Raw genomic sequence first — 12,427 nt, forward strand, 5'->3', positions numbered from 1 at the left:
CCCGCGCATCAAAATCGGTGCCCGGAGCCGCATTTGCGACTCCCAACAACGCAGAAAGCGTTTCGATAACGACCATCAATTGTCCAGTTCTCTCAACGGGAAGCGCACCACATGTCTACGGCGATCGGAACTTCGGAAGATTACACGGCGAGGCAACGGTATTCGATTATGATCTCGGCGATGCTGGGCTACATTCTCGACTTCTACGACGTTCTGATCTTTCCGTTTCTTTTGCCCGCGATCCAACGGTCGATGTCGCTATCGTTGGCCGAGGTCGGTTCACTGCAGGCTCTGACATTGTTCGGGTCGGCCATTGGCGGCGCGCTGTTTGGGATCGTTGGTGATCGACTTGGCCGAAAAACCTCGCTTCAACTCACAATCGCACTGTTCTCGGTTGCCGCGATCATTTCGGCCTTGGCATGGAATTACTGGTCGCTTGCCGTGCTGCGGTTGATCACGGGCATCGGTCTTGGCGGCGAGTATGGCGTAGGCATGGTGCTCTTCAACGAGGCGTGGAAAAAGAGCAGCCGAGGTTTGGGCGCGGCCGCGCTCCAAGGCTGTGCCGTGATCGCGTCATCCACGGCTTCAATCGTTGGCATCTGGCTGATTGCGACGTTCAGCGACGAGTGGAGCTGGCGCATCGGCCTACTGAGTGGCGGTGTGCCCATCCTGCTGATCATCTTCATTCGTTTCTTTATGCCTGAATCCAAGATCTGGCTGGAGTATGAGGCGCAACGCAAGGCCGGTCAGGTCACCGCAGAAGCCCGCACACTTCCCCTTGCGGATCTCTTCCGCAATGGGCTGGCACGGCAGACCGTCATCGCCTTCGTATGGCTGATGAGCTACATGCTCTGCTACTACAGCGTAGTCTCCTTTATTCCGACACTGCTGCTGCGCGATATGCATACGCCAGGTGATGTCGTTCGCACGACAGCCGTTCTGCTGTCGGTGGTCAGTGGCATTTGCTACCTCGCGAACGGCTTTTTCAACGACAGGGCTGGCCGCCGCTTCGGAGCCCTCGTGCCCGCGTTGTTCTGGGTCGGGTCTTTGGTCGGTATGGCTGTGTGGGGCAGCCAGCTCTACGTGGGATCGAAGACTGAGTGGCCGATGTTCTGGCTCTACATTGGCTTCGGCATTGGCAACGTCGCGCTGGGTGTGACGGGCGTCTGGATCTCGGAGCTCTATCCGGTCAACCTGCGTGCGACAGCGGTGTCCACATTCTATATGGGAGGTCGCGGGCTCGGCAGCATAGCCCCTGTGATCGTGCCACTTGCGGCTGCCCATTTCGGCGGAAGCCTTCTCAACGGCATGGTTGCGGTGGCCCTTCCCGCTGCGGCCGTCTTCATTCTCGCCTCTCTTTTGCTGCCCGAGACCCTGGGCCGGGATTTGTCCGCGAAGGGCTTTAAGGTCGACACGGAAACGGAGGCCACGATGAAGGCTGCGTCGGTGTCGAGCGTTTGACGCTGGTGGAAGGGCTTAACCGGCGAGATGAGGGTTGTCGACCTGCTCATCTCGTCGATGCATGCGCAGTGGAAGGAGCTGGCACTCCGTCATCCGATCCTGGTCAACATGGCGCAAGTGTTGGCCGACTTGTAGCGGCTGTAACGAAACCTAAACCGATCACTTGTATACGAGCAATAATCTATGCGCCTGAGTCCGCCGGGCAGTTGCCTTGGAGACGTTCCTTGAAATCACTCAATAACCTGCCGATCACTCCCAAGATCAGCATTCTAGTTGCGATCTCGATGCTGGGCCTCTTCTCAGCTGGATTGCTTGCGGGCTATTTGATGCAGAAGGAAATGATCAATTCGCGTGTCGAACAGACCCGCGCCATCGTCGAGATCGCCAAGAATTTTGCATTAGGCTTGCAGAAGCAAGTCGAGGCGGGCCAACTCACCAAAGAGGCCGCAATTGCTGAATTCTCCCGCCGTGCTCAGACGATGACGTATGACAAGGGCGCGGGCTATATTTTCGCAAATACGATGGAAGGTGTCGCGGTCGCCTCTCAGGATCCAAAGACAGTTGGGGTCAATCGTCTTGACGGCAAGACCAACGGACGTGCGCTGATCCGCGAACTGCGGGACGGCGTGGTGGCGAACGGCGATGTCGTGCTGCGTTACGAGTTTATGAGGCCCGGCGAAAAGGAGCCGATCAGGAAGCTGTCCTACGCGGTAGGCATTCCCGGATGGGACATGTTCGTCGGTTCCGGCGCGTATCTGGATGATCTTGATGCAAAGCTGCAACCGATCATGTGGTCGCTCGGGGGGGCCATCATCGTGATCGGACTGGTCTCGGGTGTCATCGCCTGGTTCCTCGGCCGCAGCATCACTAAACCGTTGGCAGTACTTGGCACGTGCATGAGGCGGCTCGCTGACGGCGAACTCGAACAGGACATTCCAGGTGTAGGTCGGAAAGATGAGATCGGCGCAATGGCCGCGACCGTCCAAGTGTTCAAGGACAACGCGATTCGCATTCGGGGGCTGGAGCAGGTCGAGGCCGAAGCTCAACGACGCACGGCTGCCGAGCGCCGTGCCACCTTGGAGAGCATTGCGAATGATTTTGAGCAAAGCGTCGATGGCATCGTTCGTGCGGTCGCCGCTTCAGCCGCCGATATGCAGGGCACAGCGGATATTATGACCACGACCGCCCGCGATGCTAGTCTGCGCGCGTCCACGGTCGACGCTGCGTCAGAAAAAGCGTCCGGGAACGTCGAAATGGTAGCCGCCGCCGCCGAAGAATTATCTGCGTCGGTAAGGGAGATCTCGCAACAGGTGTTGCAGTCGACCGAGGTCGCGCGCCAAGCTGTTGGTGACGCTGAGCGCACAGACGCTACGGTGCAGGTCTTGGCAAGCGGAGCCGAAAAGATCGGTGAAGTCGTCCAGCTCATCCATAGTATCGCCACGCAGACCAATCTCCTGGCCCTCAACGCGACGATCGAAGCGGCGCGTGCCGGCGACGCCGGACGCGGATTTGCTGTCGTGGCAGCCGAGGTTAAAGCGCTTGCCAATCAGACGGCAAAGGCAACGGAAGAGATCTCCGCGCAGATCGAGACCATGCAGGCAACTACAAACGACGCAGTTCTCGCCATTAACGGAATTACGCAAACGATCGCCAGGATGAGTGACATCACGCTGAGCATTTCCTCCGCGGTCGAGGAGCAGAGTGCTGCGACAAGCGAAATTGCGCGCAACATCCAGTCCGTTGCCGCGGGTTCCAGCGAAATCAGAGGCCATATAGGCAGCGTCAGCACCGCAGCGGCCGCCACCGGTACAGCAGCCGGCGACGTTCTCACTAACGCGCGCGGGTTGGAGAATCAGTCGGATATGCTGCGTACGGCGGTAGACCAATTTCTGACCAAAATGCGAGCCGCCTGACCGGACGTTCCTGCCAGCGGCGCATCGCTCGTGACGTCCGCGCCGAACGCGAGGCAACTCCGCCTTACACATGGTGGTTGGGTGGGAAGTTACGTGATGATCACGCGACCCTTGGATGTTTTGATGCGTTGGATCGCCATTTTTAAGAGATATGTTTCTTTTTCCCTGTCGAGGTTAACAGTTTTATCTTGTGCTCCATAGGAATGCCCGGTTGCAGGTGCCATCCCGCCCCAACGGGTCGCGGTCTCAAGAACGTCGCGACGAATTGGCGAAACGACCGTGAACAAAGCGTGACGGAAACGCCTATTTCTATCAGTGAGATCAATAGCTTAGATGGTGGGGCACCGCGTTCGAGAGGCGGGAGGCTCGGTCAGATCGCAACTTGAACCGAATGTCGGTATCGGTGGTTGCGCCTCCCCGATTTGAAGCTACTCCTAAACGATCTTTGGTGGCGAACGATCGCGCATGAACGGCGGTTTTGGGCGGACTATCGAGATCCGACGTTCCGAGTTAGGCTGCTCTCCAGTAAGAAAACAGGGCTTCCGAAATAGTGGGTTTCGCGATGTAGCGGACCAGGGACTCGAACCCCCGACAATCCCGCGACGGGCCCAGTCGTCCGTTAAGAAGCCGATTTGAGCGGTGAGCCGTCGCTGCTGGCGGCGATGAGGGTGGCCAGGAAGAGGCACCAGAGAGCTCTCAGCCATGCGAGGATGCGCCGGAAGTTATGGCCGACGGCGGAGAGGATGACGTTGGCCGCATCGCCGGCGCGGCCTTTGAGGTAGCAGCGGCCGAGGTGACCATCGGCCTTCAGGTGTCCGATGATGGGTTCGATGGCGGAGCGGCGGCGCAGCTCGCGCTTGATGACCCCGAAGACGCCGCGCTTCTGGCCGGAGATGAAGACACGGCGCGGGTTCTGCGCGTCATGGCCGCGGTATCCCTTGTCGACATAGGCCCGCTCGATCGCACAGCCGGTGAGTGTCTCGGTGCGGTCGATGACATCCCGCAAGGTGTGACCGTCGTACGGGTTATCCGGTAGCGCCCTGGCGTGCAGCACGAACAGGCCGCCGGGAGCCCGGCGGTTGTTGGTGACGATGGAGGCTTTGACCCCGAACTCGTAAGGGGCGGCTGCTTTGCCCTTGCCGATGCACTCGACCTCCGGAGCGTGGAAGGAATAAAGCTTCCAGCCGCGCTGGCGCTGCTGCTGCGAGCGGATCTGGGAGGCCCGGCTGAGCGGGAGGACGAAGGCGTTCTCGAGCACGGTCTGACCTTCGATCTTGCGGCGGATATCGCGGATGATCCGGCCCAGCCGGCTGCGCAGGATGCGCAACTGCCGCTGATGCCGCTTGAATTGCTTGGCATGGGCGTAGCGCCCCGCCATCATGGCCGCGGTCTTGGCAATGCGAAGATAGGACTGCCGCAGCCTGACCCCGTGCTTCCTCGCCAGACGGTTGAGCCCCTTGATCGCGGCGTGCAAGAGCTTGGCATCGGTCGGGAAGGTGATGGCCTTCGGCTGCACGGTGGTATCGACCGTGACCCGCTTGAGGTCCTGACTGCGCAACGCGCCGGCCTCGTGCGCCACCCGCAGGCTCTCGGCCAAGAGCAGCTCCAGCTTGTCGCCGAGCCGCTTGCGCCAGTGGCTCAGGTCCGAGCGCTCGTGCGGGAAGGCGTGCTGAAAGAACTCTTCGCCGGTGAAGTACTGGAAATACGGGTCGTGGACCCAGCGCTCGCACACCCCCTCATCGGACAGGCCGTAAATGTGCTTGAGCAGCAGCAGCCCGATCATGAAGCGGGTCGCGATCCCCGGCCGGCCGTTCTCGCTGTAGAGCGGCGCGATCTCGCCGTCGACCCAGTCCCAATCGACCTTGCCGGCGAGCTGAACCAGCTCGTGCTTCATGTTGATGATCTGGTCCAGTCTGGCCCGGAACAGATCGCCAGATCCCGTCGTCCTTTGCTTCTTCGGTCGCATCGCCACCTCCGATGCGACGACGGAATCATGACTGGCGATTCGACGGAATCCTGAAAATGAAATCGCAAGGTTCCGAGGCCCGAAGCATCAAATCCCTGCAATCCCAAAACAGCCCACAACGATAAATGCGATTCTACCTCAATCGCTTAGCCGCTCCTCACGGACGACGGGCCCATTTGTGGCGTTTCGGATGCGCAGCCCTGCAGTAGTGCGACGCAGCTATCCCGCGTTGGCCTTCAGCCCCGCCGCCTGGATGCCGGCGACCGCGCAGGCCTCGTCGTTGTCCGAGGTGTCGCCGGAAACGCCGACAGCGCCAAGCAAGGTCGTGCCGTCCATGATCAACACCCCGCCGGGGACCGGGACCAGCGCGCCCTTCGCGATCGTGTTCACCGCGTCGATGAAATAGGCCTGCTCCTGCGCGCGCTGATACAGCGCACGTGAGCCCATGCCCATCGCGAGGGCGCCATAGGCCTTGCCATGGGCGATCTCGGCGCGCATCAGGCTGGTGCCGTCCTGGGCGGCCGCGATCTTGAGCACCCCCCGCGCATCCAGGATGGTGACGACCAGCGGCTTTAGCTTCAACTCGGTGGATTTTGCAAAGGCGGCGTCGAGGATTTTGCGGGCGATATCGAGAGTCAGTTCAGCCATGACTGGGTTCCTTTGTAGTGGTTGACGTGGAACTGGAATTGGTTTCGGCGCGGTCGAGGCTCATCGCCAGCACGCGCGCGACGTGAAGCGCCACGCGCTTGCTTCCGTCGTGAATCTGGTGCCGGCAGGAGGTGCCGTCCGCGACGACCACGGTGTCCGGGTGGGCGCGCCGGACCGCCGGCAGCAGCGACAGCTCGGCCATCTCGATCGAGGCGTCATAGGTGTCGGCGCCATAGCCGAACGCGCCGGCCATGCCGCAGCAACTCGACTCGATGGTCTGGACCGTCAGTCCCGGAACGAGCCGCAGCACCTGCTCGACCGGCTTGAAGGCGCCGAAGGATTTTTGATGGCAATGGCCGTGCACCACGACCTTGTCGGCGACAGTACCGAGCGGCAGTTGCAGTCGGCCGGCCTCGGCCTCGCGCACCAGGAATTCCTCGAAGGTGAGGGCATGGGCGCCGACGGCCTTGGCATCGCTGTCCTTGCGCAGCGAGGCGAGCTCGTCGCGGAGCGTGAGGAGACAACTCGGTTCGAGGCCGACGATCGGCACGCCGCGCGCGGCAAACGGCGCGAAAGCGGCGACGAGACGATGGAGCTCGGCGCTGGCTTCCTCGACGAGGCCGGCAGAGAGGAAGGTGCGGCCGCAGCAGAGCGGACGGCTGCCGTTGGCGGGCCGGGGCAGATGCACCCGATAGCCGCCAACCGTGAGCACACGCAAGGCGGCGTCGAGATTCTCGCGCTCATAGATGCGATTGAAAGTGTCAGCGAACAGCACGACCTCGCGACCGGCGGCCGGACCGACAACTTCTGCCGGCGGCATAAAGACGTCACTGCGGAAGGCGGGTAGGGTCCGGCGCGCGCTGATGCCGGCGAAGCGTTCGAACAGCTTTCGCAGCAGCGGGCTGCGGTTGCGCAAATTCGCGATTGCTGCGAACCGGGAGGCGAAGCCGGCGTAACGCGGGAGATAGCCGACCAGCCGATCGCGCAAGCTCAGGCCATGGGTGGCGACACGCGCGGCGAGCACCTCGATCTTCATCTTGGCCATATCGACGCCGGTTGGACATTCGTGGCGGCAGGCCTTGCAGGAGACGCAGAGTTTGAGCGTCTCTATCATCTCATCGGAGGCGAGGGCGTCGGGACCAAGCTGGCCCGATATCGCGAGCCGCAGCGTGTTGGCGCGCCCTCGCGTGACATCCTTCTCGTTGCGCGTGGCGCGGTAGGACGGGCACATCACGCCGCCCTCCAGCTTGCGGCAGGCGCCGTTGTTGTTGCACATCTCGACCGCGCCCTGGAAGCCGCCGCCGGCGCCGGGATAGGCCGACCAGTCGAGCTTGGTCTTGAGCTCGCCCACGCGATAGTCCGGCTTGAAGCGGAACAGCGAGCGATCGTCCATTCTGGGAGCATCGACGATCTTGCCGGGATTGAGCACGCCTTCAGGGTCGAAGCGCTGCTTCACCTCGCGGAAATCGGCGACGAGGCGTGTCCCGAACATGCTCTCGTGGAATTCCGAGCGCACCAGGCCGTCGCCATGCTCTCCGGAATGCGAGCCCTTGTACTCGCGCACCAAGGCAAACGCCTCTTCGGCGATGGCGCGCATCGCCTTGACGTCTTTCTCCAGCTTGAGGTTCAGCACGGGCCGGACATGCAGGCAGCCTTCGGAGGCGTGCGCGTACATCGTGCCGCTGGTCCCATGTTTCGCAAATACTTCGTTCAGGCGCGCCGTATAGTTGGCAAGATGCGGCAGCGGCACGGCGCAATCCTCGACGAAGGAGACCGGCTTGCCCTCCTGCTTCATCGACATCATGACGTTGAGGCCGGCGGCGCGGAAATCGGCGATGGCGCTCTGCAGCGCGGGCTCGGTGATGTCGATCACGCCGCCCCATTTGCGCTTCTCGTTATTCCAGCCGAAGCCGAGATCGCCCATCAGCTCGCCGAGCTGCTTGAGCCGCACCAGATTGTCTGCCTGGTCCTCCTCGGCGAATTCGACCACCAGTACGGCGTCGGGGTCGCCCTTGATCGCGGCGGAGATGATCGGCTTGAACATCGCGATGTCGCGGCCGAGCGCGATCATGGTGCGGTCGACCAACTCGACCGCGATCGGCTTGAGCTTCACCAGATGCTGCGCCGCATCCATAGCCTGGTAGAAACTTCCGAAATGGCAGACGCCGAGCGCCTTGTTGCGGATGACGGGCCAGAGCTTCAGCTCGACCTTGGTGGTGAAGGCGAGGGTGCCTTCGGAGCCGACCAGCAGATGCGCCATATTGTTGCGCGCGTTGCGCGGGATGAGCGCATCGAGATTGTAGCCGCCGACGCGGCGCTGCACTTTTGGGAAGCGCGCCGCGATCTCGTCGGCCTCCCGCGCGCCGAGATCGAGCATATCGCGGAATAGCGCGCGCATGGGCTCGCTGGCGTCGAGATCGGAAAGATCGCCCGAGACCTCGCCGAAGCGGCAGAGCGTGCCGTCGGCGAGCGAAGCCTCCATCGACAGCGTGTTGTCGCGCATGGTGCCGTAGCGCAAGCTGCGGCCGCCACAGGAATTGTTGCCGGCCATGCCGCCGATGGTGGCGCGCGAGGCCGTGGAGACATCGACCGGGAACCAGAGGCCGTGCTTTTTGAGCTGGCGGTTGAGGTCGTCGAGCACGATGCCAGGCTCGACCACGCAGGTACGGCCCGCGACGTCGAGGGACAGGATCTTGTTGAGGTGCTTGGAGAGGTCGACCACCAGGCCCTCGTTGACGGTCTGGCCGCATTGCGAGGTACCGCCGCCCCGCGGGGTGACTTTGACGCCCTCGTCGCGAGCGATCGCCAATGCCCGCAGGGCCTCGTCCATGGTCCTGGGCACGACGACGCCTGACGGCACGATCTGGTAGAAGGAGGCGTCGGTGGCGTAGCGGCCGCGGCTGAAGCCGTCGAACAGGACGTCGCCGGTGATTTCGCGGGCCAGACGCGCCGCCAGACCGTCCTTTGGAGCCGATTCCAGTGATTTTCCGGTCACTTCCGCCGCCATGATCCGCTCTCGCCTGTTTGCCAGCCCGTCTTGCCTAGGGTCGCCGCCCTTGGCAAGGCGAGCCCTGCTTGTTGTGCATTGACGGCTCCCTTCGGGCGAGGGACAAGCCCGGCGAATAGTGATATGCGAGCGGCTCGCCGGACCCGTGGATCGGGCCTCCGGCCGCAAAGCCAAGATCGACTTCAAGACAGACGCCAAGACCGGGAAGGACGCCCATGACCGTGCATACTGGAAGGCATTTCCTACAGATTCCAGGACCGACCAACGTGCCCGACCGGGTGCTGCGGGCGATGGACATGCCGACGCTGGACCATCGCGGGCCGGAGTTCGCCGAGCTCGGTTTCGCGGTGCTGGCCTCGATGCAGCGGGTGTTCCGGACCAAGCAGCCCGTGATCATCTTCCCCTCGTCCGGCACCGGCGCCTGGGAAGCGGCGATGGTCAATGTGTTCGCCCCGGGCGACAAGGTCCTGATGTGCGAGACTGGACAGTTCGCCGTGCTGTGGCGCGGCATCGCCGACAAGTTCAAGCTCGACGTCGACTTCATCCCGAGCGACTGGCGCCATGGCGCCGATCTCGCCGAGATCGAGAAGCGCCTTGCCGCCGACAAGCAGCACGCGATCAAGGCGGTCTGCGTCGTGCACAACGAGACCTCGACAGGCTGCGTCACGCCGCCCCTGGAGGTGCGCAAGATCCTCGATCGCGTCAAGCATCCGGCGCTGCTGATGGTCGACACCATCTCGGGCCTCGGCTCGATGGAATATGAACACGATGCCTGGGGCATCGACGTCTCGGTCGCGGGCTCGCAGAAGGGCCTGATGCTGCCGCCGGGCCTCGGCTTCAACGCCGTCTCCGAGAAGGCGCTCGCCGTTGCCAAGACCAATCCCGGCATGCGCTCCTATTGGGACTGGCAGGAAGTGATCAACTTCAACAAGCTCGGCACCTTCCCCTACACGCCGGCAACCAACCTGCTCTATGGCCTGCGCGAGGCGGTGAAGATGCTCGAGGAGGAAGGGCTGGAGAACGTCTGGTCCCGCCACAAGCGCCACAGCGCGGCAACGCGCGCCGCAGCCAAGGTCTGGGGCCTGGAGACGCAGTGCCTTGATCCCGCCGCGCATTCGCCGGCGCTGACGGGCGTGCGCGTGCCTGACGGCTTCGATGCCGACGCCTTCCGCAAGGTGGTGCTCGACAATTTCGACATGTCGCTCGGCACCGGCCTCAACAAGGTCAAGGGCAAGGTGTTCCGCATCGGCCATATCGGGCATTTCAACGACCTGATGCTGATGGGCACGCTCGCAGGCGTCGAGATGGGCCTGGATCTCGCAAAGATTCCGCACCGGAGCGGCGGCGTGCTGGCGGCCATGGACGTCCTGAAGGGACGCGACGCCGTGCCGATGACTCAAGTGGCCTGAACGATCAAACTGGAAGAAGAAGTGAGCGCGCGATGAACGCACCGGCTATTAGCGAAGACCTGCTCTACTCCGTCACAGACGGCATCGCGCGGATCACCTTCAACCGCCCGCAGGCCCGCAACGCCATGACCTTTGCCATGTATGACCGCATGGCGGAGATCTGCCAGGAGATCAACGTGGACCGCTCGATCAAGGCGCTGATCCTCACCGGCGCCGGCGACAAGGCGTTTGCGTCGGGCACTGACATTTCTCAATTCCGCGCCTTCAAGACCGCGCAGGATGCGCTGGACTACGAGGCGCGGATCGACCGCGTCCTCGGCACGCTCGAACAGTGCCGCGTGCCTGTCATCGCGGCGATCGCGGGGGCCTGCACCGGCGGCGGCGCCGGCATCGCCGCTTGCTGCGATCTTCGCATCGGCACCGAGACGACGCGCATGGGTTTCCCGATCGCGCGTACACTCGGCAATTGCCTGTCGATGTCGAACATCAGCCGAGTCGTCTCGCTGGTCGGTCCTGCCCGCACCAAGGATCTGATCTTCAGGGCGCGCCTGGTCGAGGCGCCGGAAGCGCTCGCGCTCGGCCTGCTCACCGAGATCGTGCCCGATGTCGAGACGCTGCAGCGCCGCGCTGACGAGACCGCGAAGCTCGTCGCGAGCCACGCGCCGCTCACGCTGGAAGCCACCAAGGAGGCGGTGCGCCGCATCCGCCGCACGCTGTCGCGCGAAGAGGGCGAGGACCTGATCCTCAAGGCCTATATGAGCGAAGATTTCCGCGAGGGCATGGACGCCTTCCTCAACAAGCGCTCGCCGAACTGGAGGGGCCGGTAGCGCGCGCTTCGTCAGCCGAAAGTCATAGGCGCGGGAATGTTCGCCGGCTTGAACTCACGACCTTTAGTCCGCACAATGCAACGATAAAATTCCCGGCATCACAAGCCAATAATAACCAGGGGGCGAAACTCGTGCGAATTCCGTTGAAAGCCGTCGGAGCCGCGACGGCCTTGTTGTTGAGCGCGCCCGCCTTTGCCGGCTGGGAACCGACCAAGCCGGTCGAGATCGTGGTGGCGGCGGGCGCCGGGGGCGCCTCCGACCAGATGGCGCGGATGATGCAGGCCGCGATCCAGAAGAACAATCTGATGAAGCAGCCGATGGTAGTCTCGCTCAAGGGCGGCGCCTCGGGTGCCGAAGCGCTGATGTACATGAAGTCCAGCGAGGGTGACCCGAACAAGGTGCTGATCGCCTATTCGCTGATCTACATGCTGCCGCTGTCGGCGAAGATCCCGTTCAACTGGCGCGAGCTCACCCCGGTCTCTGTGATTGCGCTCGACCAGTTCGTGCTGTGGGACAACAGCGCCGGTCCCAAGACTGTGAAGGAATTCGTCGCGGCGGCGAAGGCCGCAAGCTCGCCGTTCAAGATGGGCGGTACCGGCTCCAAGCGGGAGGACCACGTGCTGACCGTCTTCCTCGAGCAGAAGACCGGCGCGAAATTCTCCTATCTGCCCTACAAGTCCGGCGGCGAGGCCGCGACCCAGCTGGTCGGCAACCACACCGAATCCAACGTCAACAATCCATCCGAGAATCTCGAAGTCTGGCGCGCCGGCCAGGTGCGTCCGCTCTGCGTGTTCGACAAGGAGCGCATCTCCTACACGACCAAGGTGACGGACACGCAGTCCTGGGCCGACATCCCGACCTGCAAGGAGGAGGGCGTCGACGTCCAGTACCTGATGCTGCGGGCGATGTTCCTGCCCGGCAAGGTCACGCCGGAGCAGCAGGCGTTCTATGTCGAGCTGTTCCACAAGGTGACACAGACCGCCGAATACAAGGACTATATGGAAAAGCAGGCGTTGAAGCCGATCTTCCTCACCGGCAAGGACATGGTGCAATTTCTCGAGGAAGACGACGCTGTCAACAAGACGTTGATGACGGAAGCCGGATTCGTCGCGAAGTAGGCTCTCTCGCCTCCCCTCGCTTGCGGGGAGAGGTCGCATCGCATCAAAGAATGCGATGCGGGTGAGGGGGACTCTCCA

Annotated in this window: 8 protein-coding genes; 5 read left to right on the top strand and 3 right to left on the bottom strand. The window is 62.7% G+C overall.

Going from position 1 to position 12,427, the window contains the following annotated elements; all coding sequences use genetic code 11:
• Positions 1-111: 111 nt before the first annotated feature.
• Both X265_RS13485 and X265_RS13490 read left to right on the top strand, forming a co-directional pair.
• Positions 112-1,461: an MFS transporter gene (locus X265_RS13485; RefSeq protein WP_128965245.1), complete on the top strand. Its 1,350-nt coding sequence runs from the start codon at positions 112-114 to the stop codon at positions 1,459-1,461.
• Positions 1,462-1,745: 284 nt separating this feature from the next.
• On the top strand, positions 1,746-3,374 hold the full coding sequence (locus X265_RS13490; RefSeq protein ID WP_128969259.1) for a methyl-accepting chemotaxis protein: 1,629 nt from the start codon (positions 1,746-1,748) through the stop codon (positions 3,372-3,374).
• 619 nt (positions 3,375-3,993) lie between these two features.
• On the opposite strand, the gene X265_RS13495 is transcribed toward X265_RS13490, so the two are convergent.
• The 3 genes from X265_RS13495 to X265_RS13505 all read right to left on the bottom strand — a co-directional run bounded on the left by X265_RS13495 (position 3,994) and on the right by X265_RS13505 (position 8,995).
• A complete protein-coding gene (locus tag X265_RS13495; protein WP_128963208.1) occupies positions 3,994-5,340 on the bottom strand; it encodes an IS5 family transposase in 1,347 nt (448 codons plus the stop codon).
• A gap of 219 nt (positions 5,341-5,559) precedes the next feature.
• Entirely contained in the window at positions 5,560-5,988 is a 429-nt protein-coding gene (locus X265_RS13500) for a GlcG/HbpS family heme-binding protein (RefSeq protein ID WP_128965246.1), read from the bottom strand.
• Positions 5,981-8,995, bottom strand: a complete 3,015-nt coding sequence (locus tag X265_RS13505) for an FAD-binding and (Fe-S)-binding domain-containing protein (protein ID WP_164938564.1) — start codon at positions 8,993-8,995, stop codon at positions 5,981-5,983. The genes X265_RS13500 and X265_RS13505 overlap by 8 nt, the downstream gene beginning before the upstream one ends.
• Before the next feature lie 215 nt (positions 8,996-9,210).
• Here X265_RS13505 and X265_RS13510 point away from each other — a divergent pair, with 215 nt between their 5' ends.
• From X265_RS13510 to X265_RS13520, 3 genes are all read left to right on the top strand, one after another.
• Positions 9,211-10,404, top strand: coding sequence for a pyridoxal-phosphate-dependent aminotransferase family protein (locus X265_RS13510; RefSeq protein ID WP_128965247.1), 1,194 nt, complete (start codon positions 9,211-9,213; stop codon positions 10,402-10,404).
• 32 nt (positions 10,405-10,436) lie between these two features.
• Positions 10,437-11,231, top strand: a complete 795-nt coding sequence (locus X265_RS13515; protein ID WP_128965248.1) for an enoyl-CoA hydratase/isomerase family protein — start codon at positions 10,437-10,439, stop codon at positions 11,229-11,231.
• A 131-nt stretch (positions 11,232-11,362) separates the two neighbouring features.
• Complete coding sequence (locus X265_RS13520) at positions 11,363-12,349, top strand: Bug family tripartite tricarboxylate transporter substrate binding protein (protein WP_128965249.1); 987 nt, start codon at positions 11,363-11,365, stop codon at positions 12,347-12,349.
• Positions 12,350-12,427: the final 78 nt, after the last annotated feature.

Origin of the sequence: Bradyrhizobium guangdongense (assembly GCF_004114975.1) — a bacterium.
Lineage (GTDB): Bacteria > Pseudomonadota > Alphaproteobacteria > Rhizobiales > Xanthobacteraceae > Bradyrhizobium > Bradyrhizobium guangdongense.

Coding starts and splice junctions, on each gene's coding strand:
- X265_RS13485 (WP_128965245.1), top strand. CDS start 112: ATGTCTACGGCGATCGGAACTTCGGAAGATTACACGGCGAGGCAACGG.
- X265_RS13490 (WP_128969259.1), top strand. CDS start 1,746: ATGCTGGGCCTCTTCTCAGCTGGATTGCTTGCGGGCTATTTGATGCAG.
- X265_RS13495 (WP_128963208.1), bottom strand. CDS start 5,340: ATGCGACCGAAGAAGCAAAGGACGACGGGATCTGGCGATCTGTTCCGG.
- X265_RS13500 (WP_128965246.1), bottom strand. CDS start 5,988: ATGGCTGAACTGACTCTCGATATCGCCCGCAAAATCCTCGACGCCGCC.
- X265_RS13505 (WP_164938564.1), bottom strand. CDS start 8,995: ATGGCGGCGGAAGTGACCGGAAAATCACTGGAATCGGCTCCAAAGGAC.
- X265_RS13510 (WP_128965247.1), top strand. CDS start 9,211: ATGACCGTGCATACTGGAAGGCATTTCCTACAGATTCCAGGACCGACC.
- X265_RS13515 (WP_128965248.1), top strand. CDS start 10,437: ATGAACGCACCGGCTATTAGCGAAGACCTGCTCTACTCCGTCACAGAC.